Annotated in this window: 21 protein-coding genes and 1 tRNA gene; 11 read left to right on the top strand and 11 right to left on the bottom strand. The window is 59.0% G+C overall.

The genetic code is table 11. From position 1 onward, the window contains the following. Nucleotides 1-14 precede the first annotated feature (14 nt). Complete coding sequence (locus FVV99_RS06125; protein WP_148253137.1) at nt 15-1,520, bottom strand: amidase; 1,506 nt, start codon at nt 1,518-1,520, stop codon at nt 15-17. A gap of 286 nt (nt 1,521-1,806) precedes the next feature. Here FVV99_RS06125 and FVV99_RS06120 point away from each other — a divergent pair, with 286 nt between their 5' ends. Continuing rightward, nucleotides 1,807-2,934 carry an L-talarate/galactarate dehydratase gene (locus FVV99_RS06120; protein WP_148253136.1) on the top strand — a complete coding sequence of 376 codons (1,128 nt, stop codon included), beginning with the start codon at nt 1,807-1,809 and terminating at the stop codon, nt 2,932-2,934. 21 nt (nt 2,935-2,955) lie between these two features. On the opposite strand, the gene FVV99_RS06115 is transcribed toward FVV99_RS06120, so the two are convergent. After that, nucleotides 2,956-3,729, bottom strand: a complete 774-nt coding sequence (locus tag FVV99_RS06115; protein ID WP_148253135.1) for a MauE/DoxX family redox-associated membrane protein — start codon at nt 3,727-3,729, stop codon at nt 2,956-2,958. A gap of 750 nt (nt 3,730-4,479) precedes the next feature. On the opposite strand from FVV99_RS06115, the gene FVV99_RS06110 reads away from it, so the two are divergent. Together FVV99_RS06110 and FVV99_RS06105 are read left to right on the top strand one after the other, a co-directional pair. Next, nucleotides 4,480-6,765, top strand: a complete 2,286-nt coding sequence (locus FVV99_RS06110; protein ID WP_148253134.1) for a heavy metal translocating P-type ATPase — start codon at nt 4,480-4,482, stop codon at nt 6,763-6,765. Beyond that, a complete protein-coding gene (locus FVV99_RS06105; protein WP_148253133.1) occupies nt 6,762-7,013 on the top strand; it encodes a hypothetical protein in 252 nt (83 codons plus the stop codon). The genes FVV99_RS06110 and FVV99_RS06105 overlap by 4 nt, the downstream gene beginning before the upstream one ends. 111 nt (nt 7,014-7,124) lie before the next feature. Here the strand turns inward: FVV99_RS06105 and FVV99_RS06100 are convergent, their stop codons facing one another. Both FVV99_RS06100 and FVV99_RS06095 read right to left on the bottom strand, forming a co-directional pair. Next, nucleotides 7,125-7,736: a hypothetical protein gene (locus tag FVV99_RS06100; protein WP_456236713.1), complete on the bottom strand. Its 612-nt coding sequence runs from the start codon at nt 7,734-7,736 to the stop codon at nt 7,125-7,127. Between the two features lie 12 nt (nt 7,737-7,748). Next, nucleotides 7,749-8,246, bottom strand: coding sequence for a cupredoxin domain-containing protein (locus FVV99_RS06095; RefSeq protein ID WP_148253132.1), 498 nt, complete (start codon nt 8,244-8,246; stop codon nt 7,749-7,751). A gap of 526 nt (nt 8,247-8,772) precedes the next feature. Between FVV99_RS06095 and FVV99_RS06090 the strand changes: the two genes are divergently transcribed. Next, nucleotides 8,773-8,849 (top strand) — tRNA-Arg (locus FVV99_RS06090). 253 nt (nt 8,850-9,102) lie between these two features. On the opposite strand, the gene FVV99_RS06085 is transcribed toward FVV99_RS06090, so the two are convergent. After that, nucleotides 9,103-10,086 (bottom strand): LacI family DNA-binding transcriptional regulator, encoded by a 984-nt coding sequence (locus FVV99_RS06085; RefSeq protein WP_148253131.1) that lies wholly within the window; start codon nt 10,084-10,086, stop codon nt 9,103-9,105. 368 nt (nt 10,087-10,454) lie between these two features. Between FVV99_RS06085 and FVV99_RS06080 the strand changes: the two genes are divergently transcribed. Genes FVV99_RS06080 through FVV99_RS06060 form a run of 5 tightly spaced genes read left to right on the top strand, consistent with a single transcriptional unit; the run spans nt 10,455 to nt 16,395 of the window. Beyond that, nucleotides 10,455-11,384, top strand: a complete 930-nt coding sequence (locus FVV99_RS06080; protein WP_161598968.1) for a Bug family tripartite tricarboxylate transporter substrate binding protein — start codon at nt 10,455-10,457, stop codon at nt 11,382-11,384. Between the two features lie 34 nt (nt 11,385-11,418). Continuing rightward, complete coding sequence (locus FVV99_RS06075) at nt 11,419-11,856, top strand: tripartite tricarboxylate transporter TctB family protein (RefSeq protein ID WP_148253129.1); 438 nt, start codon at nt 11,419-11,421, stop codon at nt 11,854-11,856. Between the two features lies 1 nt (nt 11,857). Then, nucleotides 11,858-13,378 carry a tripartite tricarboxylate transporter permease gene (locus FVV99_RS06070; RefSeq protein ID WP_148253128.1) on the top strand — a complete coding sequence of 507 codons (1,521 nt, stop codon included), beginning with the start codon at nt 11,858-11,860 and terminating at the stop codon, nt 13,376-13,378. Nucleotides 13,379-13,415: 37 nt separating this feature from the next. Further along, entirely contained in the window at nt 13,416-14,561 is a 1,146-nt protein-coding gene (locus tag FVV99_RS06065; RefSeq protein WP_148253127.1) for a mandelate racemase/muconate lactonizing enzyme family protein, read from the top strand. A gap of 31 nt (nt 14,562-14,592) precedes the next feature. Further along, the gene (locus FVV99_RS06060) at nt 14,593-16,395 is read left to right on the top strand and encodes an alkaline phosphatase family protein (protein ID WP_148253126.1); all 1,803 of its coding nucleotides are present in this window, start codon (nt 14,593-14,595) and stop codon (nt 16,393-16,395) included. Nucleotides 16,396-16,686: 291 nt separating this feature from the next. Here the strand turns inward: FVV99_RS06060 and FVV99_RS06055 are convergent, their stop codons facing one another. From FVV99_RS06055 to FVV99_RS06040, 4 genes are all read right to left on the bottom strand, one after another. Beyond that, complete coding sequence (locus tag FVV99_RS06055) at nt 16,687-18,189, bottom strand: tripartite tricarboxylate transporter permease (RefSeq protein ID WP_148253125.1); 1,503 nt, start codon at nt 18,187-18,189, stop codon at nt 16,687-16,689. A 55-nt stretch (nt 18,190-18,244) separates the two neighbouring features. After that, the gene (locus FVV99_RS06050; protein ID WP_148253124.1) at nt 18,245-18,760 is read right to left on the bottom strand and encodes a tripartite tricarboxylate transporter TctB family protein; all 516 of its coding nucleotides are present in this window, start codon (nt 18,758-18,760) and stop codon (nt 18,245-18,247) included. Nucleotides 18,761-18,899: 139 nt separating this feature from the next. Further along, nucleotides 18,900-19,868: a Bug family tripartite tricarboxylate transporter substrate binding protein gene (locus tag FVV99_RS06045; protein ID WP_148253123.1), complete on the bottom strand. Its 969-nt coding sequence runs from the start codon at nt 19,866-19,868 to the stop codon at nt 18,900-18,902. A gap of 212 nt (nt 19,869-20,080) precedes the next feature. Continuing rightward, complete coding sequence (locus FVV99_RS06040; protein ID WP_148253122.1) at nt 20,081-21,469, bottom strand: flagellar biosynthesis protein FlgA; 1,389 nt, start codon at nt 21,467-21,469, stop codon at nt 20,081-20,083. Between the two features lie 281 nt (nt 21,470-21,750). Between FVV99_RS06040 and FVV99_RS06035 the strand changes: the two genes are divergently transcribed. Further along, nucleotides 21,751-22,467 (top strand): GntR family transcriptional regulator, encoded by a 717-nt coding sequence (locus FVV99_RS06035; RefSeq protein ID WP_148253121.1) that lies wholly within the window; start codon nt 21,751-21,753, stop codon nt 22,465-22,467. A 208-nt stretch (nt 22,468-22,675) separates the two neighbouring features. Further along, nucleotides 22,676-23,692: a helix-turn-helix domain-containing protein gene (locus FVV99_RS06030; RefSeq protein ID WP_148253120.1), complete on the top strand. Its 1,017-nt coding sequence runs from the start codon at nt 22,676-22,678 to the stop codon at nt 23,690-23,692. Here FVV99_RS06030 and FVV99_RS06025 read toward each other — a convergent pair. Together FVV99_RS06025 and FVV99_RS06020 are read right to left on the bottom strand one after the other, a co-directional pair. Further along, a complete protein-coding gene (locus FVV99_RS06025) occupies nt 23,661-24,932 on the bottom strand; it encodes an allantoate amidohydrolase (protein ID WP_148253119.1) in 1,272 nt (423 codons plus the stop codon). The genes FVV99_RS06030 and FVV99_RS06025 overlap by 32 nt on opposite strands. A 25-nt stretch (nt 24,933-24,957) precedes the next feature. Continuing rightward, nucleotides 24,958-25,626, bottom strand: a complete 669-nt coding sequence (locus FVV99_RS06020; protein ID WP_161598967.1) for a DUF1028 domain-containing protein — start codon at nt 25,624-25,626, stop codon at nt 24,958-24,960. Between the last annotated feature and the right edge of the window lie 145 nt (nt 25,627-25,771).

The following is a 25,771-nucleotide window of genomic DNA, read 5'->3' as shown; positions in this document are numbered from 1 at the left end:
TCATTCTACCCGTATCAGGGAATGGTGCTAACCGGCAGATGACGCTGCCAGCCAATCTCTTCTTCAAGCTGAGCCGCCAACTGAAACAGACGCATCTCGTCGCCCATCGGCCCCATGGCCTGGACGCCGACCGGCAACCCGCCAGCGGTGATGTGCACCGGTAACGACATGGCCGGCTGACCGGTCAGATTGGCCAATTGCGTGAACGGCGTCTCACGCAGCGCATTCCGAGCGAGAGACGCCAAGGCACCGGCATTGAACGCCAGCCTCGACAGGCCCGGCAGCGCCAGTATCGACATCAAACGCTCCTCGAGCGGCGACGGGTATAACGCGCCCCTGCGTGGCGCCGGCGATGCCGCCACCGGCATCAATAACACATCGAACCGGCGGTGGAACTCACCCATGGTCCGCCCCAGGGTATTCCAGTAACGCTTCGCCAGCACATAGTCGCTGGCCTTGAGGTGCCGTCCCAGGCGGCCGATGGCACGGGTCGACGGCTCGATCGCCAGCCGCGAAATCGGCACACCGGTCTCTTTGGCGATCCAGGCCAGATCAGCCGCCAGATGCCCGAGATATAACGACAGATAACTCTCGGCGATGGCCCGACCGTCCAGGACGGGTTCCGCCCACTCGACGTGATGGCCCAGCGATTCACAGTGCCGGGCGGTCCGTTCCAGGGCCGTTGTGACCTCGTCATCCAATTGCGTGCCGAACGGGGAGCCAAGCGACTCGCCCAGGGATACGCCAATCCGCAACGCAGGCAGTGGACGCTCCAGAGCGGCCAGGTAACCACCTTCGTGACGTATCGGTAAAGGCCCACCTTCATCCATGCCGTTGGTCTCATCGAGCAAGGCCGCGCTGTCACGCACGCTGCGCGTCACGGCATGTTCGACGACCGCCCCCTCCCACACGTCCGCATGCATGGGCCCCAGCGGTACACGGGCACGTGACGGCTTGAAACCGAACAGCCCGCAATGGCTGGCCGGAATACGAATCGAACCGCCCCCGTCACCCGCACCGGCCAGCGGCACCATGCCGGACGCCACGGCGGTGGCCGCGCCGCCACTGGAGCCGCCCGGGGAGCGTGATGGGTCCCAGGGATTACGCGGATGCGGGAAGGCCTTGGGCTCGGTGATGCCCATCAACCCCAGCTCCGGCGTGGTGGTCTGTCCCAGAATCGCCAGCCCGGCACACCGCACCCGTTGTACCAGTGTCGAATCGCTAGCCGGACGCCAATCGGCCAGAGCGGCGCTACCGAAACTCAACGGCTCACCCTCCAAAGCCATCAACAGATCCTTGGTCAGGAACGGGACACCACAGAACGTCGCGTCGGTCGTCACAGCCGCCTGTTCCGCCCTGGCGCGTTGATAGCGTGTCCTGACGACGGCTCCCAGGGAGGGATTGTGCCGATCGATCTGACGACAAGCCGCCTCGAACACCGCCTCACGGCTAACCTCACCGTGACGAATCAGTTCCGCCAACCCCAGGCCGTCATAATCGCGATACTCATCGTCGTCCATAGGCCCTTCCACGCGGTTTCATGTTCCCTGACAGAGAGGATACGAGGGAATGCTTCATGACAGTATGATGTGAATCAAACGAAAGCATCCTGCAGCCTCCGACCGCCGATCAACAGGCCATCGACATCAGCCAGGATGTCTATCAACAAGTCAAGCAGGCGTTCGATGCCGGTCAGATCGGCTGTTCTTATTGACCGTTCACTGTGCGCGTACTACCGACGCTGTATTTACATATGATGTATGACTAATTAGGGTCAAAGTCACGCCCTTAACAGGAGGCGCCCTGATGTCGCATGACACCATCGCCAGCGCCACGTTGTCACATATCCTTCTACCCCTCGACAAACCGATCAGTGACGCCAAGGTGATGACCGGGCGCCAACGCCCCATGACCGAGGTATCGCTGACATTCGTCGAACTGGAAACGCATGAAGGACACCAAGGGCTCGGGTTCGGTTATGTCTTGCGTGCCGGAGGCAAGGCCCAATACGCCCATGCCCTGGAGCTGGCCCCTTTCGTCATCGGCGAGGACCCCAATGACATCGGGAAACTATGGGAGAAACTCGCCTGGCAAAGCGCCTCCGTCGATCGCTGCGGCGTCGCCGTTCAGGCAATCGCCGCTTTCGATACCGCCTTGTGGGACATGAAAGCCAGGCGTGCCGGGCTCTCTCTAGCCAAGCTACTCGGTGCATATCGTGATGCCGTACCGACCTACAACACATCCGGCGGCTATTTCGGCACCGCTATCAAAGAGGTCTGTGCCAATGCCGATCGTTCGCGGGCCAACGGTATTCGCGGCGTCAAAATGAAGGTCGGCCAGCCCGATCTGAATGAAGACATTCGTCGTGTCACCACCTTGCGCAAGCATTTGGGCGATGACGTTCCCATCATGATCGACGCCAATCAGCAATGGGATCGCAACACGGCCATGCGCTTTGGCCGAGGGATCGATGATCTCGGCCTGACCTGGATCGAGGAGCCTGTATCCGCTCATGACCCCGAAGGCCATGCCTGGCTCAATGCGCGACTCGACACGCCCATCGCCACAGGAGAAATGCTCTCCAACCTCCGGGAGTTGCAGCTATTGATCGATCACCGTTCGGTCAGCTTCATTCAGCCCGATGCACCACGTATCGGCGGTGTAACGCCGTTTCTGCAGATAGCTCACCATGCCGCCGATGCCGGCATCAAGATGGCGCCACATTTCGTCATGGAAATCCATCTGCATCTATCGGCAGCGTTTCCCACCGAGCCATGGGTAGAACACTTCGAATGGCTGGAGCCACTGTTTCAAGAACGGATCGAGATTCGCGACGGCTGCATGCAGGTACCGACGCGCCCCGGCCTCGGCCTGACACTGAGTGACCAGGCCCGGCACTGGACAGTGGCTCATGAAACCGTGGGGCGCCACTGACGGGCTACTGGAGAGCGGAGCTCATGACACAAGCATCCGTAGCGGCATCCACACTCCCATCGCCACCATCACCAGGTTTTCGGTCAGCGAGACAAAACCCAGCGGCACATTGCTGTCGCCACCGACACAGGCGCATTTCAACGCGCGTTTATCGATATAGACGGCCTTGAACACGGACACGGCCCCGACGGCACCGATGAAGAGCGCCAACGGCGCGGCAATCCAGATCAGTGCCCCCGCCAGCATCAGTATGCCCGCCAGGGTTTCGGCATAGGGGTAAAAATAACCATACGGAACATAGCGCTGGGCCAGCAGATCGTAATTGAGGAACATCGTACTGAAGCTCTCGACATCCTTGAGCTTTTGCAGTCCCAACAGGCACATGGCGGTGGCAATGGCATACTCCGGCATCCGCACCGTCCAGAACGAGCCGGTAGCGGCCCAACTGATCGCCAGCCCCATCAACAACGCCGTCGCAAACAGAGCGACCACCGGTCGGTACGTAGTCTCCTTCGCATTCGGCACGCTCAGCCCCAGATACGCACGCACCTCTTCATAACCGCCGATCCGCTCCTCGCCGATATAGACCTGGGGCGTGGTATCGACATTGGCGCGCGCCTGAAATGCATCGATCTCATCACGCGAGGTCAATGGATGATCCTCCACCTCATACCCCTTGCGCTTGAGCAGAGCGACGGTTTTCATCCCGAAGGGGCAAAGGTGCTCCGCCGTTTTCATCCGATAGACGCGGGCCACAGAGGCTATGCTCGTGGAGGCTGGTGTCGTTTCACTCATGGCTGAAACCTCCTGTTTCTTTGGCATCAACCCGATCAGGGGTAATGCATCGGATAATGTAACAGTTGGAGCTCCATTAATGCTAAGAGGGGTTGACAACGCCATTAGTTCGCACACGACGTTATCAATTGAAACTGGCAGCTATTCCATAGCGCCCTTAAGAGTCTGAGAACCTGGCCATCCCCCAGGTACCCTGCGTTCATCAACTTTGATGTGGATCAACGGCCAGGTAGTACCTCTGGTCTATGCTAAGAGAACCACTTCCTAACAATTTGTCTGACACCATGGCCAAGAACACTTCGACACCCCGTCTTAGTCTTGCCCACACCTTGCCATGGCGTCGTGTCGATATGACCACACTGATGCTGCTGACTCTTTTTCTGATTGCGACCCAATTCCACGCCCAATACTTCTCCGATTCCCGTCGATCCGCTGACACAAAGGTTCAGACCCTGAACCCTGGTCGTCTTTCCTCACCCCTAATGGTTGTTACATGGCATTGACCTATGTGCAGCACCTAACCGAAATAATGTAAGCAAAAGCCTTGAAAGGGCCCAATAGCTCGCCAGGAGAACGATCATGGAAATGCGCAAGCACACCCTCGTCCTCGGACTCGCCTTGGCACTCGGTGCCAGCGGTACCGGCGTCACCCCCGAGGATCACGAGTCCCATCACTGAGCATTCTCATCCATTGAGGTGGGCGGCCACCGATAGGCCGACCACCTGGCCTTGGCGATCAGGAGGAGAGCAATGGCCGATATGACCGATAACCGCATCACCCTGACGGTCCCCGGTATGGGCAGCGACCACTGTGCCGGCATCGTGCGCACGACGCTCGAGCGCCTTGAAGGTGTGGGCGATATCCACACCAATATCGCCAACCACCAGGTCAAGGTAACGGTCGAGGCTAACGGCCCCGGCGGCGATGCCCTCAAGCGCGCGGTAGAGGGGGCCGGCTACGACGTGGCCGCCGTGCAGGGAGAAGCGGAGGAAGATGACGCCGAGGCCGATGCCGAGATCGAGGAGGGCTACCTCCGCCAGGCGCGCCAACGGCTGATCATCGCCGCGGTACCCACCACCCTGATCATGCTGCTGATGATGCCGCACATGTTCTGGCAGCCGATCCCGGGGTATCTGGCGCTCATCGCCGTACTGGCCTTCCCGGTGGTGTTCCTCTACGGCGGCATCGCCACCCATCGCTCGAGCTGGCGCTCGCTGAAGAACGGCACCTTCAACATGGACGTGCTGATCTCCATGGGCAGCCTGCCGCCCTACCTGATCGGCCTGGTCGGCTTCGTCTATCCCATGACCTCGTTCATCGAGATGGCCGCCACCATCATGACCTTCCACCTGCTGGGGCGCTACCTGGAAGCGCTGGCCAAGGGACGCGCCTCCCAGGCAATCCGCCGCCTGCTGACCCTCGGCGCCAAGACGGCACGGGTCGAGCGCGACGGCGAGGAGGTCGAAGTGCCGGTCAAGGAGCTCGCCCCCGGCGACATCATGATCGTCCGGCCCGGCGACAAGATCCCCACCGACGGCGAAGTGGTCGAGGGCGAGAGCCACCTCGACGAGTCCATCGCCACCGGCGAGTCGGTACCGGTCTACAAGAGCCACGGCGACACCGTGATCGGCGCCACCATCAACAAGGAGGGGCGTCTGCGCGTCAAGGCGACCCGCGTCGGCGGCGACACCTTCCTTTCCCAGGTGGTGCGCCTGATCGACCAGGCGCAGGGCTCGCGAGTGCCGATCCAGGAGTTCGCCGACCGCATGACCGGGCGCTTCGTGCCCGCGGTGCTGGCGATCGCCCTGGCCAGCCTCGTGGCCTGGGCGCTGTTCCCGGAGGCGCTGCGGCCGATCCTGGACTGGGGCGCCACCTTCCTGCCCTGGGTGAATCCGGAGGCGGCCGTGCCGGTGCTGGCAATACTGGCCGCCATCGCCGTGCTGGTCATCGCCTGTCCCTGCGCCCTGGGCCTGGCCACGCCCACCGCACTGATGGTGGGCTCCGGCATCGGTGCCGAGCGCGGCATCCTGATCCGCTCCGGCGAGGCGATCCAGACCTTCAAGGACGTCAAGGTCATGGTGCTCGACAAGACCGGTACCATCACCCGCGGCGAACCCAGGCTGACCGACGTGGTCGCCGCCGAGGGCGTCGAGGAGGACGAACTGCTGCGACTCGCCGCCAGCGTCGAGAACGCCTCCGAGCACCCCATCGCCAGGGCCATCGTCGACGGCGCCCGCGAGCGCGATGTCCCGCCCGAGGATGTCAGCGAGTTCCGCTCCACCGGGGCGCGCGGCGTTTCCGGCAAGGTGGGTGAACAGCGCGTGCTGATCGGCAACCGCCGCCTGCTCGACGAAGAGGGCGTCACCGGCCTCGAGGCCCTGGACGAAGCCATGCAGACCCTCGAGGACAAGGGGCGCACCGTGGTGATCGTCGCCGCCGACGGCCAGGCGCGCGGCCTCGTCGCCGTTGCCGATACCCTCAAGGAGGAATCGCGCGAGGCCATCCGCGGCATGCATGACCTCGGCCTGCACGTGGTGATGATCACCGGCGACAACGAGCGCGCCGCCCATGCCGTGGCCGAGGAGGTGAGCATCGACGAGGTCCAAGCCGGCGTACTGCCGGAAGGCAAGGTCGACGCCATCCGTGCCCTTCAGGCCAAGCACGGCGAGCACGTGGCAATGGTCGGCGATGGCATCAACGACGCCCCGGCACTGACCCAGGCCAACGTGGGCATCGCCATAGGCGCCGGCGCCGACGTGGCCATCGAGGCGGCCGACGTGACCCTGGTCCGCGGCGAGCTGACCGGCGTGGTGGAGGCCATGCACCTCTCGCGTGCCACCTACGGCAAGATCGTGCAGAACCTGATCTGGGCCAGTGGCTACAACCTGGCCGCCATTCCCATCGCCGCCGTGGGGTTGCTGCATCCCATGGTCGGCGTGGTCGCCATGACTGCCAGCTCACTGTCGGTGATCGGCAACTCCCTGCTACTAAAGCGCCGCTATGCCCGCACCCAACCCGCTGGAGAATCTTCATGAACCATTCCGATCCTTCCCATGAGAACCACGAGGAACGCCCCACTTCAGGGGCGAACGGCCACACTGGCCATGGGCTGATGATGCTGATCTGCGTCGCTCTGATGGGCGGCGCCGCAGCGTTTTTGCTGTGGCGAGGAGGATCGCTGGGCAGTAGTGCCTGGCTGCTGCTGCCCATGCTGCTGTGTCTCGGTATGCACTTGCTGATGCACAATCATCTCGGGCTTCATCGGCGTGACCGGGATGAATAACGAGACGCTAAAAAGCGTCCAGCCCGCATCGACGCCAGACAGGTAGCGCATTTGGCCGTGGCCTGCAACACTCTCATCTCCCTAGCCCTGTTCTGAGTTAGCGTTTAAAAATCAGAACATCAGCCTTGGGCGCCCATGGCCTCGATCAGCGATCTTGCGACGCTCGGGAATCTCGGCCGCCATGCCTTTACGTGGCGCGAGGGTGGCCCTGGCGTAGCCGCTGCGATCTATCGACTCGGCGAAGATCGTATAGGCCGTGTCGTCTTCAGGGGCGACCAGCACGTCGTAGGTCTCGGCTACGGCAATGCGGAACTCGTCGACCGGTACTGGCTGGACCGACTGGCCGTCGGCCGCCACCACGGTCATCTTCAGGCCGGGGATGCGCACGTCGAAGTAGCTCATCGCCGAGCCGTTGATCACCCTCAGGCGGATCCGCTCACCCGCCTTGAACAGCGCCGTCCAGTTCTCCTCGGGAGAAAGGCCATTGAGCAGGTAGGTGTAGGTGCTACCGGTGACGTCGGCGATGTCGCGGGAGCTCATGCGCATCCGCACCCACATGCCACGCATCCCCGCCGTCGCCGCGAAGCCCTTTTCCCTGACATCGGCGAAGAAGTCGGCGACGGTACGCTCCTGGAAGTTGTAGTAGCCCTCGGCGGTCTTGAGGTTGCGGAACACCGCCATGGAATCCTCGAAGGTCCAGTCGGTCAGCAGCAACAGAAGCAACAGCTTCCTGGATCAACCCTGGGGATCGATGACCCCATACATGCCTGACTCATAATGCCCCGGGATGTTACACGCGAATTCAAGCTCATCCACATTGTCAGGAGCGGTCCAGACCAGACACTCGGTCTCTCCCGAAGCAATCGTGACAGCAGGCATGTTACCGCCATGTTCCCCCTCTTCCATGTCGTGACTGCTATGGCTTGCGTGATCATCATGATGCCCTTCACTGCCCGTTTCCTGCATCATCTCACGATGCTTCTCCTGAGCTCCGGTATCCCCGATGACGAACTCGTGCTCGACATCTCCGGTATTGTGAATCTCGAACTCGATGGTCTCTCCCGGCTCCACATTCAATGCTTCCGGATCGAACCACATATCACCCGCCACAACGCTGACGGTACGATCGAGTTCAGCCTCCGCCTGACTACTATGATCCCCCTCGTGCTCTCCTGTTGCCATGGCGGTGGAAGCCAGCAACCCAAAGCCCAATGTCAGAAATGATGCTCGCATGGATACCTCCCTTTCATTGTCTTGTTGACAGCAATATTCTACCTCATGAAGCTGAAACCAGCCTGAAACGGGCAAACCCTCTATTTCACACCATTATCATGCATTATTACTGAAAAATCATGTACCTATATGCTGTACCAAGGTTTATTTCAGTATATCGATCTGTTATAAACGAGTAAAATAATACCCCTAGCATAAGGTTCTGCCCCTTCCCCTGATAGAACCACCCGGCACGGGGCCATGCCCCAGAGGAGATAAGCGATGATGGCAGAATGCTTTTCAGTGATGGGCAGTATGGGATGGGTTGGCTGGATCATGCCCCTCGCAATGCTGACACTATTTGGATTGGCAATCGCTGCGCTAGTCAAATACCTGAAAACTTGACTATTGACCAGCCAAGACGGCCGCTCTCCCCCCCCCCCCTCGAGCGGCCGACCGATCCTGATGCCAGGGCATGGGAGTCCGCAGCACAAGGAATCTCAGCGGGTTTATCTCCGCAGTTCAGCCGCCTATAATACGGCGCTTCGCCCTCTTAGCTCAGTAGGATAGAGCAGCCGCCTCCTAAGCGGCAGGTCGCAGGTTCGAATCCTGCAGAGGGCGCCATCCAAGTGCTCAACGGTCCCCGACCCCGCTCCTCGCCCCTGACTCAGCCCCGTCATTGGCGGAGTAAAGGAACTCCAAGAGTAAGCAGGAGGCCCGGGACATCACCAACCACAGCAACGCCGAGTGCCAACACAGGCAAGATGCTGGCATACAGGCCGACGATGACGGATAGAACGTCTAACTGTGCATGGACGATCACCAGGGGAATCAGCCAGCAACCAGTTGCTTCGATCAATGCAGCAAAACCCTGGCGTTACGTGCTCTCTCTGGCTACTAGCCTGACACCTAGATCGAGACGGGTCTCTTGCTCCGTCAAGTCCCCCCCCAAACGCGCAAGCAACATCCGGGCGATATGCTGGCCAATTTCCTGGCTAGGCGGTTCAACGGTTGTCATGGGCGGCACGGTGCTGGCGGTGAAGTCCTGGTTGCCAAAACCCGCTACGGCGAGTCGATCGCGAATCGGCCATCCTTGACGCTGGCATTCGAGCAGGACACCAAGTGCCACTATATCGTTAGCGCAGAAAATGGCTTCCAGGTCAGCGTGATCACTCAATAATTCTCGCACCAGGTCTCCGGTCTCCGCGGTATTGCTACGTCCCTGCAACTCGCGTAGCACAACGGAGCCGCCGGCATTCGTCATATCCTCACGAAACCCTTGATAGCGTTCCTTCGCCCGTATATCACGCTGGAAACTGGTGCTAAGAAAGGCCGCTTTCCGATAGCCTTTAGCAAGAAAATGCTCTGCTACCAATTTTCCGCAGGTGCGATGGGAGAAGCCGACCACCATATCGAGTCCTTTCTGGCCGAAATCCCACATTTCCACGATGGGCGTATCGCTCTTGGTAAGCAGCGAAATCGATTTGCGGCTATGGACAAAGCCCGTCAGCACCAGTCCAGCAGGATTCCAACTCAGGATTGACCGGACCAGCTCTTCCTCGCGTGACTCATCGAATTCGCTGTTGCCGATCAGTAATTGGTAGCCCGCAGGCCGTAAATGCCGCTCCAAGGTTTCTAGCGTGGCTGAGAAGAACGAGTTGGTGATGGTGGGTACAATGACGCCAATCACGTTGGAGCGCGAAGAGGCCAACCCTCCCGCCATGGTATTGGGAAGATAGCCCAACCGATCAATTGCCGTTTGGATGCGTTCGGCTCGCTGGCTGGAAACCTTATCCGGATGGCGTAGATAGAGCGATACCGTACTAGGGGAGACGTCCGCCAATTGGGCAACCTCGCCCATGGTGGCCCGTTGAGAGTTTCGTCTTTGTCTTGCCACTGTTACAGCCCTATTCCGGTGATTCAGAGGGTTATACAAGCATCACTGTGACTACCGAGGCGCTTCGTGACACCTCGGGTGACCATGGCATGTAGTCCAAACCACTGATTGCTTTATAAAAGGTTGCGACGTATTCGTGCCTGAACGAAACGTTGATTCATAAGCGGTATAGCTAGCCATACGACGAAAGCACAACCCGATACACATTGTACCTCAAAAATCGTAGCGCTACGATATACAAGCAATATACCTTAATAAAATATATTAAGTTATTGTTAATAATGATTTTTTATAAATTCATTAAATTTCGTAGCGATACGAGGAAATTAACAATGAAGCCTGTACGTCGTTCTCTGATCCTGCTGATGCTCGCTGGCACCTCGCATTCTGCGTTTGCCCAGGACACTTTAGACATCATCGTGCCCTTTGCTGCAGGTGGTGCAACGGACATCGTCGCACGTAGTTTCGAGCCGCCCTTCTCCGACAATCTCGGTGTCACTTCGGTAGTGCGTAACGTGGCTGGCGCCAGTGCAACGGAAGGAACCGCCGAGGTCGCCAACAGCGAAGGCAACCCCAACATTATCGGCTACGAGCCGGCCGGCGCGCTCAGCATCCAGCCGTCGCTGAAACAGCTCCCCTACGGGCCGGACAGTTTCACCTACATCTGTCGGACCACGTCCAACCCGATGTTCTTGATGGTGTCCCAGTCGTCCGACATCGAAAACTTCGACCAGCTCGTCGCAGCCTCCCAAGAGGAGCCGCTGCTCTATGGCTCCTCGGGGCCTGGCACGCTGCCGCAACTGGCGGTCGCCGCCCTGGTGGGCGAAAGCGACCTCGAGGCCTCACACATTCCCTACAGCGGTTCCGGGCCGGCCATGAATGCGCTAGCGGGCGACGAGATCCAGATCATGGCCGATACCGAGACCATTCTCGCGAACTATGATCTCCGGCCGTTGGCGGTCTTTGCCGACCATCGCATCGAGGGCTACGAGGATGTGCCGACCATCGATGAACTGGGCCTTCCGGAGATGGAATTCGCCGTCTGGCAGGGCTTAGTGGCCCCCAAGGGTATTTCGCAAGAGCGGAAGACCCAGTATTCCGACGCATGCAAGGCCACGCTTGAATCTGATCGATTCAAGTCTTTCGCCGAGAATGCCAAGGCCGGCATCGCCTATCTCGGACCGGAAGACTTCGAAGCCTTCGTGAAGCAGCGTTACGACGCCAACAAGCAAGTATTACGCGATGTCGGCCTGATTGAATAAGCCCGCAACCCCATCATTCAGCGAGGTAAGCGTCATGATTGCGAGATTGGCCAACCCCAGGGTGTTGCTGGGCCTGGCCTTGTTCCTTGTCGGCATCGTGCTGGCGTTCCATGCCTGGCGCGGCCCGACCGATGCCATGCTGGTACCACGTGTCGTACTGACGCTGTGGTGTGGGGTCGCCCTGGCGATCACTCTCGTCGAGTTGTCGCACGCCACGGCGATGAGCAGCAGGTCGCTGTCGCCGTTGCCCGTGCTGATGGCGGCCGTACTCATCGCCGCCATCGCAGTGGCCAGCCTGGGATTTCTGCTTCCCTCGCTGCCACTCGTCGCCTTGACACTGTGGCTGTTTCGCCTGCGCCGCCCACTGCCGTTGGCGGTGGGCACGCTCGTAATCGCCGGTGGCCTGTGGTTCTTGTTCCACCACGTGCTGCTGATTCGGCTGCCGACACTCTTGACCAGTGGAGCGGTGTGACATGGATATCATTCTTGCCGCGGTAGGCAATGCGTTCACCTGGCAGGCGTTGCTCGCCATCGTCGTCGGTACCTGGACCGGTATCATCATCGGAGGGCTGCCGGGCCTCGGGTCAGTGGTGGGGCTAACCATCTTTCTTCCCTTCACCTTCGGCATGGATACCATTACCAGCATGGCGCTGCTGATCGGTGTCTATTGCGGCTCGGTCTACGGTGGCTCGATTACCGCCATTCTCATCAACACGCCCGGCACGCCCCAATCGGCGGCAACCACGTTCGACGGCTACCCCATGACCCAGCAGGGCCGCGTCGACGAAGCGCTGGGCTGGGCAACGTTCGCATCCTTCTTCGGCGGCGTGCTCTCCTGCGTGATACTGATCTTATGCGCGCCGCAGCTCGCCAAGTTCGCCGTCAACTTCGGCTCGATCGAAGTCTTCGCCCTCATCTGCCTGGCGATGATGTGCATCGTGGGCGTTTCCAAGGGCAGTGTCATGAAGGGACTGATATGCGGCATGATCGGCTTCTTTCTCGCCATGGTCGGCTCGGACCCGATCACCGGAGGCGATCGTTTCACCTTTGGTAGCTACACATTATCGTCAGGCTTTACGCTAATTCCGGTCGTCGTCGGTGCCTTCGCACTATCGGAAGTCTTCGTGCGCTTTTCCTCGCGCAACGATCCCGGCGCGACAATACCGGAAGCCAAGTTGCGCTTTCCCGGTCCGGGCGAGTGTTTCAAGCGCCTGATCGAACTGATCCGCGGCTCGTTCATCGGCAGTTTCGTCGGGGCGTTGCCGGGTACCGGGGCAGCGGCTGCAGCGTTCATGAGCTATGCCACTGCGCAGAAGCTATCACCGCGCCGCGATCGCCTTGGCCAGGGCGAGCCGGATGGCCTCATCGCGTCGGAGTCCTCCAACAATGCGGTGACCGGTAGTTCCTTCATCCCTACGCTAGCTCTTGGCATTCCAGGCGATGTCGTGACGGCAATGATGATGGGCGCGATGGTCATCCATGGCATTACCCCGGGTGTGCGCTTGATGGTCGACCAGGCAGAAACGGTCTACTCACTGTTCGTCGTGCTGATCATCGTCAACGTCGCCATGCTGATCTTGAGCAAGCCTTCCATCAGCCTATTTCGCTACTTGTTCCGGCTGCATCAAGGCTATGTGATGGCCGCCATCATCATGTTCAGTTTCATCGGCGCCGCGACGGTGCGCGGCAATCCGCTCGATCTGGTGGTCGCTGCCGTGACTGGCATCTTTGCCTATGCACTGCGCCGCGCGGATTATCCACTGGCGCCGCTGGTGATCGGGATGGTGCTGGGTCCGGAGCTGGAAAGCTCGCTACGTCGCGGCCTGCTGATCGAGCGCGGCGAGTTCCTCGGCTTTTTCACCCATAGCACCATTTCCATGACGCTGTTCTCGTTACTCGTGCTGGTCATCGTCTGGGCCGTGTGGTCGGCCATCGCCCAACGAAGGCGGTCATCAGTGAACACCCGGCACGTCGAAACCGACGCTGCCAAATAATCCCTTTTCCCGCATTCGTTACTGGATACGCGACATCATGATCATTACCGACATCAAGACGCACATTCTGGCCGCACCGCTCGAGCGGGCCTTCGCCTTCTCCCAAGGGTGGGTGCATCAGCGCACCGCCATGCTGGTCGAGGTCCACACAGAGGATGGGCTGATCGGCTGGGGGGAATCGATCAATCATGGCCTTCAGCCACCCCAGGTCGCCCAGGCCGTCGTCGAGTACGCCCTCAAGCCGTTGCTCATCGGCCGCTCGGCATTCGATCGCGAAGTTCTATGGGAGGAGATGTACAACCACACCCGCCCCTACGGCCAGAAAGGTGCAGCACTATTTGGAATAGCAGCGGTAGACATTGCGCTATGGGACCTTTTCGGCAAGGCGCTGGGCCAGCCGATCCATCGGCTCATGGGCGGCGCGTTTCGGCGCGAGATCCGCCCCTATGCAACCGGCTTCTACCGCCGCGAAGACGGGTGCTATCCCGAGGACATCGTGGAAGAGGCACTGCGTCACCAGGCCAACGGCTACCGCGCGATGAAGATCAAGACCGGTTTCGGTGTCGACTCGGACATTCACGACATGCGCGCGGTGAGAGAGGCGGTCGGTGACGACGTGCAGCTAATGATGGACGCCAACTGCGCCTATAGCGTGCCGGCGGCACGGCGGATCCTCATGGAACTGGAAGATACGCGGGTGCACTTCTTCGAGGAGCCACTCAGCCCGGAGAACCATCCCGGTTACCGTGAACTCAAGGGCGTGTCGCGCACTTATGTGGCCGCCGGCGAAAACGAGTATTCCAAGATCGGCTATCGAGGGCTGATCAGCGAAGGGGCGCTGGATATCGTCCAACCCGACCTGGGGGCCGCCGGTGGCTTTACCGAGTGCCGCAGGATCGCCGCACTTGCCCAGGCGTGGCACGTGCCGCTGATTCCCCATGTGTGGGGCACCGGCATCGGACTCGCCGCCGCCGTACAGTTCATTGCCACGCTACCACCGCAACCGCTGTCGCTAAACCCGGACGAGCCGATGCTCGAATACGACCAGTCGGCGCACCCCTTCCGTCAGGAGCTGATCGGCGGGCAGTTCGCGCTCAACGCCCGGGGTTGCGTGGAGGTGCCCGACAAACCGGGGCTGGGCATCGAGATCGACCGCAACGTCATCGACCGTTACCGACTCTGAAGCGCGCACGTACTCATCAAGGGAGCATGATATGCATAATGCGAAAAAGGTATTGGTGCTGGGTGTCGACGGTCTGATCCCCGAGCTGGTCGATCGTTTCTGCCACGAAGGGGTGCTGCCCAATATCGAGCGATTGCGTCATGAGGGGGGAACGACGCGACTGATGCCTTACATCTCGACCTGGGGAGATACCAACTTCGTCAACTTTCTCACCGGGCAGGCACCGGGGAACAGTTGGGTAGGGCAACGCCTCTCGCCCAGCGGGACGCGGCACTTGCTGGAATTAATGGCCGAAGCGGGACAAAAGTGTGCCTTGGTACACTTTCCCGAGTCCCTCAAGCCCAACGGTAGGGACGATCTCTGCCTGGCGCCGTTCTGGAGCGGCAAAGGCCCGGCACCGATGGAAATGGCCTCCGCCAGCCTACACAGCACCGACCTCTCGCAGTGGCCCGACGTCCCTCAGAACGAGGCGTTGGGCTGGCCACCGAGCGGTAGCCTCGCCCATCACCAGAAGCACAATCGCCACGCGATCGAACGCTCGGAGACTCACTATCATACCGCGATCCGGCTCAATGGTGGCGACACCTTGGCGATGACATTGAGTCCGGCAGCCGATGCGCGGCTGCGCCTGACAGTCAGGGAGAGCACAGCGACACTGGGTGTAGGTGAGTGGAGCGACTGGTTGCCCGTCGAGGCGGGAAATGAGCGAGGATACGTGCGCTTCAAGCTGCTGGCCTACGATGCCGAGCGATGGCACGTGGATCTGCTGCAATCGCAGGTCACCATTCCCGAACGGCTGAGTAATCACCCGACCTTGGCCGAAAAGCTGATTCAGCGTCACGGGCCGTTCATTTCCAAGTGGGCCGTGTCGGCGGATCCGGACACTCGCTATTTCGAGACCAGTTTCGAAGAGGGCCGCTATCAACTGGAGTGGCTCGTCGACAGCGCCTTGACCCTGCTCAACGAAGAGAACTTTCGGCTGTTCGCCACGGTGTTCCGTCTCAACGACGAGACCCACCACACCTGCCTGGCCTATTGCGACCCGGAATCCCCCTTTTACACCCCCGAACAGCAGGAACGTTACCTGGACACCATCCGCCGCGGATACCAGGTGCTCGACGACGCGGTAGGCCGCCTGCTGGCCGGGCGACGTGACGATACCGTGATCGTGCTCGCCTCGGACCATGGCGACGTACCGAACCATTACCTGTGCGACATCCATCGACGGCTAGCCGAGTTCGGACTCTGCGCGCTCGACGAGCACGGCCGACCGATACATCAATGCAGCCAGGCCTTTCTCAAGGATGAGCGCGGCGGCCTGGAAATCTTCGTCAATCGAGACACACTGGAAGGTGGCATTGTCCCCGAGACTGACGTGGCTGAGGTGCAGACGCGCATCCACAAGGCCTTGAGCACATGGTACATCGATACCCCGCACGGCGAACGCAACGTGGTCGCTTTCGCCCTCAAGAAGCAGGACGCCAGCGTGCTGGGTTACTGGGGCGACGCCGCCGGCGATGTGCTGTTCGCCTACGCCTCGGGGTTCGTGTGGGGCGTCAACCGGCGTGGCGATACCGTCGCTGCCGTGGAAAGTGCCGGAGCCAACCATGGCCCCCAGGTACCGTCCGCCAGCACTACGTTCGCCTCTAACCATGGCTTGGCGATCCTTCACGGTGAGGGAGTACGGCCCGGCTCCTGGCTGCCATTCGATACTCAACGCGGGATCCAGCGAATGGACAATACCGGGGCCACGTTCGCGCGCCTGCTAGGCTTGGATACCACCACGCTCGACGGCATGCCGCTGAACGCGCTCCTGGAAATAGAAAACACCTGATACTGACCGCTTGGTTGTACACACCCTGGATCGGCCAGGGTGTGTCTGGTTCCAACGAACCGAAGGCGGACCCGTCATAGATAGGCATCAACATCACCGCCGAAGGTGTCGAATACTCGGAACAAATCGACATTCTCAAGCTGGACGGATGTTCACACCTACAGAGGTTCTATTTCGGAAAACCTCGCAAACTTAGCACCTCCAATCACATCAGGACGATGTGACCCGTAAACGACTATCGATACAACGCAAGCCAACCTGTCTTTAATTATCACTGGTCATTATTCACACTCAACTTGCACTTTCACTATACAAACGTCTTTTCTTGTACCTTTTGTATAAAGGAACCAAGATTGAGACCGTCAGTAATGCACATGCAATACCTATCAACGTTGCACTGATTGGCCTTGACATAAATATCGTCATATCGCCCTGAGACATTGCAAGTGAACGACGCAATTCGCTTTCGGCAATCGGCCCAAGAACTAAGCCAAGAATAATCGCGACCAGGGGAAATCTGAGTTTTTCCAACAAGAACCCTAGCACACCGAAACCGAGCATCAACCACACGTCGAACATCGAGTTACGAACCGAATAAGTCCCCACGATGCAGCACATGATGATAATGGGGCCCAAGGCCGAATAAGGGATATTCAACAGTTTGGTAAACAGCGTGATGAAGGGTTTCGAAAATAGCAAGATCATGAAATTGACGATGAACAACCCAGCGAACACGGCATAAATCAGCTCGCTACTACTAGCCATGAACATCGGACCTGGCTGCAGGCCATGCATGATAAAGGCCCCCAGGATGATCGCTGTTGTACCACTACCGGGAATGCCCAAAGCGAATAGCGGTACCAAAGCCCCCATTGCCGCCGCATTGTTCGCTGCTTCAGGAGCCGCGATCCCTTCTGGAATGCCCTTGCCAAAGTCTTCAGGGTGCTTCGACCAGCGAACGGCTTCACTATAGCTCACCATCGCAGCGGTACTGGCCCCAATACCTGGTAATATGCCGATGGCAACCCCCAGGATGGATGACCGGGAAAGCGTGGCAGCTATCTTCCGCATGATGGTGGAATCGAATATCTTCACGTTGACCTTCGTCAATGGCTGATGAACATGCCCACCCGTTGCGCGCTTCATCACCTCGGAAATGGCAAAAAGACCGACGATCATGGGAATCAGCCCGATCCCTTCAGCCAGATTCAAGCTGCCAAACGTATAACGACTCGTCCCCGTCAGCGGATCGATACCGATCGTGGCAATGAACAAGCCCATGCCGGCACCGATCAGGCCATACATCAGCTTGCCACCCAGCGACGCGACCACTGTCAGGCCAAGTATTGCCAGAGCAAAATATTCAGGGGAGGAAAATTTCAATGCCACGGACGCCAGTAAAGGCGTGAACACGATCAACGCAATCGTGCCGACCAATCCGCCAATCGCAGAACTCAACACACCGATTCCCAACGCCTTGCCAGCTTCGCCTCGTTGCGTCATCGGATAACCATCGAACGAGGTCATTACCGCTTCCGGCGTACCCGGCGCGCGATAGAGAATCGCGGTAATCAGCCCTGAGAACACAGTCGATCCATAAATCGCCGTCAGCAGCATGAACGCCGACGTCGCATCCATGCCATAAGTGACGGGTAGCAGAATGACGACAAGGATGACGCCGCTGATCCCTGGCAATGCACCACCGACGAAGCCAATGAACACGGCTGACATCAAAATCAGCAGGTTCATGGGTTGCAGGACAACGGACAGTCCACTCAGGAAACCATCTAGCATCGTTATCTCCAAGAGATACTGGGAAAGAGCCACCGAGTTTCAAGACTGCGGTGGGTCAAGGCAATGGAATACTCAACAGGTAAACGAAGCCGATCTGGACCAGCATCGTTGCAATGACCGTCGTACTCACGATTGCCACCTTCCCTCTGGCACCCAACAGCATGGTGCACAAGAAAGAGAACATGACGGTGGCCACCAGGAATCCGATAATTTGTATCATCACCGTATAGATGACGGTGAGAACCAAGACGATCCAATGGCGGTAAGTAAACAGCAATGACAAAAGACCATTCGACGGTACAGCGTGATCCTCGTATCCCTCATGCGAGGAATCATTCTCTTCTATATCGCCTGGTTCCTGCGCATCCTTGCGTTTCCTATCTTGCACCAATGTGGTAATCATGAGTGAAACGGTCAGTACCAGTAACAGGATCAACAGGACAAGTGGCCATAGGCGAGGGCCAATGAATGTCGAAACTTCTTCAGCACCAGGCAACTGAACCGTTGGTATGAGATAGGCCAGTGATACGGCAATCAATGTGCATGAAAAAATATAGATGTGTCTGCTCATGATTCAGCTCGTTTCAACGCGAGTGAGTCGCTAACCGTCGACACCGCGAAGTATGGTATGGATCATTGCCGATTCGGAGTATAGGCTGGCCCTTCCTGGACCAGCCACATTGGAACAGGTATGACGTGATACCCGATGTTCAGGTCTGTTCGATCAGACGGCTATACAGTTCCAGGTTTTCTTCCAGCTTCTGCTGATATTCCTCACTTCCCATCCAGCCTTCGCGATAATGAAGGTTCACCTTCTCTTCATAAGACTGATACTCATCCGAGTCATAAACCGCCTTCAGTGCCTGTTCAATCTGACTGACGATTTCCGCTGGTGTCTCGGCGTTAACGAACACACCGCGCTCATTGCCATCGGTCAGATCCCAGCCCTTTTCGACGGTGGTCGGAATCTCGGGAAAGTTCTCCAGACGCTCTTCGGCAAACACCAGAATTGGCTTCATATCACCGGATTCAATATAACTGAGCGTCGAGCTGATTTCGCCGAACATACCATCGATGTTTCCGCCCAGCACATTGGATGACACACTGCCCTCTTCATCATAGGGGATGAAGCTGATATCCAATCCGCTCGCATCGCGGAATGAGAGGAAAGCCATCTTGTCAGGGCTCGCGGCGTGCGTGCCACCAATGACCACTTCGCCAGGATTGTTCTCGGCATACGTCTTGAACGCCTCGAAATCCTCGTGCTTATCGGGATTGACGATCAGTGTCATGACATCGGATTGCATGCGCGCCACCGGGGTCAGTTGATCCAGCCCCGTCGGGTTCTGCCCCGCTGCCAAGGATGTCACCAGCGTCGACGATGCAAAATCGAGAGTATGGCCATCCGGCTCGCTGTTGGCCGTACGCTGATGCGCCAACGCGCCTGACGCTGAAGGCAGATTGACGACCTTGATCGACGTATCCAATCGCTCTTCCAGCATCGGCTTGACCGTGCGGGTGAAGTTGTCGGTCCCGCCACCGGCCCCTGCAGCGACCAGAAATTCGAGATCGCCACTCGGGTAGTCCTCAGCTTCATCGCTGGCAGATACCTGAAACGCGCCCATCATCATGGCAACGCCGAGGGACGTAAGGACGACGATGTTGTTCTTGCTAGACATAATGTGCTCCTTTCAATTCATTGTTGTCACTTCACTTTGGCGCCTCGTATCAGCGCCGCAATGTGTTGGCGACTTGTTTTCTTTGCGGTTAACCCCACCTCCTTGCCGTATCGATCAGGTCGTCTCGCACCACAGGGTCTGGAGACAGGCAGCACCGAGATACGACCGACATGCCGCCCATGACATGGGTGTCACGCTAACGTTTGCTCGCATCACATCTCCCGCTGGAACATCCTGTCCTGCTCACGGCGCAAACGCAGCAGCATGGAGTCAGCGACCTCCAGGGCGGAAAACGGGATGACCTCATGCGCTGCAACCGCCCTCGTCAACCGGGCGCCAGGCAGCAGATAAAACGGTGCGGCTCCCCCCCGATCCAGCGGCTGAGCCGAATGCACTTCCGGCCGGAGTCCTTCGATATGACGATGATGTCCTCTCATCTCGAACGTATGCCCGGCAGCAAGCGCGCAGGAGGAACGAGCCACCAAATCGACCCTGGGCGCCGTGGCCTCATCGCCACCGGAGCTCAGCCCATTGATCACGATGTCGAGCAGCGATATGGGCGCTTCCAGGCCCAGCAAGTGTCGGGGCAGATAAATCATCGCGCTTTGCCCGCTACGGCTGAGGATATGCCCCTTGCCGCGCAGCAACTCCCAAGCCTCGGCATCCTTGCAACGCACCACGACGAAGACACCGCCGGCAAAGCTGACCTCATCGGGTTGGCGAAGGCAGTTGAATACCTCGAGTCGCTCACAGCCTTCCAGCAGCCCACCGTTGCCGACGGTGTCCAGTACGGTCGGAACTTCAGGGATGCGCAACACCGCGGCATGGAAATCGGGGCGATCCGGAAGTAGCCCCGTCGCATTGGCCACATTGGTCATTTCGCACAGGTCCGGAACGGAAATCAGCGGTATGGACGCCAGCGACGTCGACCGATCCATGACGCTATCGCTTTCCGCCCCTTCCGGGAGCGACCACAACTCGTCCATGGCCGGTGCGGGATAGCGGCTGCCATTGCACTCGATCTGCCGAGCTCTGGCATCCCAGACGAAGTCGTATTCACTGCTCTTGCCGGCAGCGATGATCTCGAATCCCAGCGTTTTCGCCCATGTCACTAAACCGACCAACAAGCTCGGCTGGTCACCGTCCAACGGCGTGAAGATACGCCCCTTGCTCCTGGCCAGATGGGTCAGGTACGGGCCCACGACGGACTCGGTTTCCTTGGTCGCGATGCCAACATGCTTACCCGCCATGATGGCATCGTATGCGTGCCTCGCTCCCACCTCTGGTATACCAGTAGACTCGACGAGAATATGGAATGGCAGATCAATGACTGCATCAAGCGAGCCGGATGCAATGAAATAGCCGGAATCCCAAGCTTTTTCAGCATCATTCGGCGAATGGCATACCATAATTCGAGAATTCGGCACCCCCGAACGAACCAGTGCCTGGTGTGCGGCATCGGCACTGATGTCGACAGCAACACGCGCAGATAGCGCTTTCATGTCACTCGATTGCCGCAGGATCCCTGTACCGAAATCCCCTGCTCCGGCAACGCAAACCTCAACAACGTCATAGGAATCAAAGTGTTGTAAATAATTCATGTGTCTCGCTTAGTCCCAGGGCGGAAGAGGCGACGTCACGCTCGCTCCGCGTATCCATATTCGTCCGCTGACGAAAGCAGCATGATCCAAAGACTAGTGGTATACCATTTTGACGGTCAATGGAGATATCATTCGACTTTAGTCACCCACCACTCCAGGCCATACGTAATCAGCGAATTTCTGGGACGTAGACATCGGGATACCGGTAACCGAAGATTTGAGTGGACAGTGGTGGTATGCCATTATTACCATCCGGAATACGGCACAACACGAAGACTCCGATGGACGAAGACGATCAACTCTCCCGACCCGGCCTGGTCGAAAAAGTCGCCAATTACCTTCGCGAACATATCGTGATGGATCACTTCCAGCCCGGACAGCGACTGCCCGAGCGTTCGCTCGCCGATGAGCTGCAAGTCTCACGCACCCCGATGCGCGAGGCCTTGAAGATTCTGGCGACCGAGGGGTTAGTGGAGATATTGCCCAATAAAGGGGCCGTGGTTGCCGATGTCAGCCCATCCGATGTCAAGGAAAAGGCCTATGTGCTGAGTATCCTGGAACAGGCCGCCGCCGAGCTGGCCTGTCAATTGGCAACCGACCAGGATATTTCCGAATTGCAGGCGCTCCACTACGAAATGAAAGCGGCATTTCTGCGACGAGACCGCCAGAACTACTTCCGTATCAATCAGGAAATACACAACCGCATCGTCGCCCTTTCCGGCAATGCCTCCTTGATCGAGATGCATGGCTACTTGAGCCGCCAACTCTATCGCGTTCGCTATCTTTCCAACCAGAAGACCGATAAATGGACCACAGCCATGACGGAACACGAAGCCATCATGGCGGCGCTGGAAGCGAGGGATGCCTCACGCATGGGCAGTGAGCTCCGCAATCACCTGGGCAAGACCTGGCTTAAATATGCCAATGGCGATGAAGATGCAGAGACGAATCTTCAGGAAGACAACAGGAGCTCCAGCAGCGTACTCCCGGATGCCTGATCGAGATCCCCATCATTGCATGCAACCAGCCTGAGCAGGACGTATACCCTACTGACTCGGAAGCATGACGATTATATTCACCAGCGTATCGGCTCGACGCTGGGTTGCGTAGCATGGAGGCAAACAGGTAATGACGGTCAACGTTCAAGTTTACGACCCAACCTGACGATAATACGCAAACAACGATCACGTCAGTAGGGAATGCATCATGCAATCGACAGGCCCCCTTCCCGTCACCCAGTTTGACAGTGATTATCTCGACCCCGCGGATCGCTTCAGTGCCTGGCGAGAAAGCGTCATGCCGCTATTCGATGTGGCTCTACCGGACCGGCAGAGTGGTAGCCCGTTCAAGTCTCAAGCCGAGATGTATCAGTTGGACGACATCGTTGCCGGTACCGTCTTCACTCAAGCTCAACGTTTTCGTCAGGCCCATATCTCGGAAAGAACCGACCACATCCTGATACAGCTCCACCTTTCAGGCGGCTATCGAGGCGATATGGACGGCGACAACGTACATGTCATGCCGGGGTGCGTATCGCTCATCGACTTGTCACGCCCACTGAAGACAACCGCCAGCGATACGCATATCGCCAATGTGGTTCTACCTCGCGAACATTTCGATACCCACCCCGACTTTCTGAACAACTTGCATGGCATGGTGTTATCACCGGGACGCGGTGCCTTTCTGGCAGAGTACCTCAAAGCCTTGATGGGCCGCTTGCCACATCTCTCGCAGTGCGAAGCGCCGGATGTCGCTGGGGTAACCCGCGACATGATCCTGAGCTGTGCCTATTGGGACGCTCAGGCGCAGGAACGTATCGGGCCGGACCTGAAAACCGTCGCGAAACAACGAATCCAGCAGATCGTCGAACAGCATCTGACAGCGCCCACGTTAACGCCCGATTGGCTATGTCGCACCGCCGGGGTATCGAGAGCCAACCTTTATCGTCTGTTCCGTAATGAAGGGGGCGTAGTGCGTTACATTCAATATCGGCGCATGGCCGCGATTCGGCGCAGTCTGGAAGATCCCCGGGAATATCGCAGCATTCATGAACTCGCGTTACGTTACGGCTTTGACAGCCCGCCGCACTTCTCGCGGCGTTTCAAACAGCTATACGGTATGTCACCGCGCGACTGGCGGCATATAGCACATCATCAAGCCCAGTTGGGGATGTCCGCCGATACACCGTCACTCAGTCGCTGGGCGCGCCAACTGGGTCGCTGAACCTGTCCAACCGAGACAGCCACGTCATGATCACCCGGATGGCGACATCCGCATCATCGGCAGTGATGGCTTCGTCAGGATGATGGCTCAAGCCGTCTCGGCAGCGCACGAACAGCATGCCGATATCGGTCAAGTCACACATGGCCAGGCCGTCGTGCCCCGCGCCGCTGAACAGCCGCTTCGAGGGCTCGCCGCACTCCCGGCAGGCCCGTTCCAGCGATTCGATCAGCCACGGCGCGCACTCGACGCCTTCGGCTTCGTAGGCCAGCGAGATGTCGCATTGCAGGCCGCGCGCAGCAGCGATCGGTTCGAGAGCCGCCAGGATATGGCGACGTGCGTCATGGCGAGTTACCCGCTGCGGTGAACGCAATTCCAGGGAGAACGTGACTTGTGCGGGAATGACGTTCACGGCATTGGGACGTACCTCGAGTTGCCCGACGACACCGACCATATCGTCGCGCGCGTTGAGCTGACGGTCGATCTCGACGACCATCTCGGCCGCCCCCACCAGGGCGTCGTGGCGTCCTTTCATCGGCGTGGTCCCGGCATGGCCGGCCTTGCCGGTCACCCGTATATGATGGCGCTCGATCCCGGTCAGTGACGTCACCACCCCTACGGCCAGATCCTCTTGTTCCAGTACCGGCCCCTGCTCGATGTGCACTTCGACAAAGCCCAGGACTCGCGCCGGATCGCGGGCCAGCTCGGTGATACGCGTAGGGTCGACCCCCAGGCCGGTCAACGCCTCGCGCAGACTGATGCCATCAGCGTCACGACCATCCAGCATCGCCGGATCGAACGACCCGGCCAGCGCCCGGCTACCCACCAGGGTCGAGGGGAAACGCACGCCCTCCTCGTCGCCGAAGGCCACCACTTCCACTCCGAAGGGCAAGTCGATGTTCCGTTCTCGCAGCGTTTCCAGCGCCAGTAACGGCAAAGCGACCCCCAGCATGCCATCGTACTTGCCGCCTTCGATCACACTATCCTGATGCGACCCGAGTATCAGCGTCGGTTCACCGGCGCGGGCTCTGGGGCAACGGCCGACCAGAGTACCTGCGGCATCCAGAGTGACCTCGAGACCGGCAAGCGTCATCCACTCTTCCAACAATAGCAACAGGCGACGGTGCTCTTCGGAACAGTAAAGACGCGTCACCCCCGGTCCGGGGCGTGAATACGTTGCCGCCTGGTCGAGCCGGGACAGCAGCCGCTCCCCCAGGGAAGCAGTCTCGGCAGAGACGGTCATGGCTTGGCTCCTATGATCAAGACAGTCAATGGCGATGGGGATCGTCGGCCGTAGGCAAGCGCCCCAGAAACGCCTGAAACGCGGTGTCGTCACGAATCCGCCGATGCAGGTCCACCAGCGCGGTGACGGCATCGGCGGCATCGTCGATACGCAGGTCCAGAGGTACGCCTCCAGGGGAGCGCACCTTGAGCGCGGCCGAGAACTCACCGCGCCGGTCGCCACCGGCTCTTTGCCCGTCGCTCAACGCTGCCAGCAACGCATCGGCCAGCGTGGCCGATCGACGCATCGCACGATGAAAAGCCGCAACCATGGCGGGGACGACAGTATCGCTGGCCAACATGTTGCCGGCTACCACCAGCCCCGACTCCAGTTGCATGGCGACTTCCGCTTCATTGGCTTCGCCGCTCCACCCCGCACTGCGTCCATCGATGTCCAGCAGGCCCAATTGGCGCCAAGCCTGCCCGCGATCCTCGTCGCGCAATCGCGCGATGACATCGTCGACCTGCCACCCCTCGGCCAACCAGACCAGCGCACGTTCCGCCGCCGCGACATGAGTACTGTATCCCTGGGTGATGGCCGCGCCGATACCCGGCAGCAAGTGCGGCACGAAGCCACCCAGTGCGGGTCCTCCCGTCGCACAGGCGATGCCCAGCGTGCGGCTACTCGGCTCAAGAGCGATCAGGCTAAAGGTCACCGTATTCTCCTTGGCATCAGCGCTTCCAGACGACTTGCATGGCCAGCGCAGCTGTGCCATATATATAAGGGACAATTTATCATTATAAATAAAACACTCCGTTCAGCTTAGCCGCTCTCGCTCACGAAAGACAACTCAATCCACG

The sequence above is a fragment of the Aidingimonas lacisalsi genome (assembly GCF_008079445.1).
Lineage (GTDB): Bacteria > Pseudomonadota > Gammaproteobacteria > Pseudomonadales > Halomonadaceae > Aidingimonas > Aidingimonas lacisalsi.
This window is presented reverse-complemented; position numbering and strand designations above follow the sequence as displayed.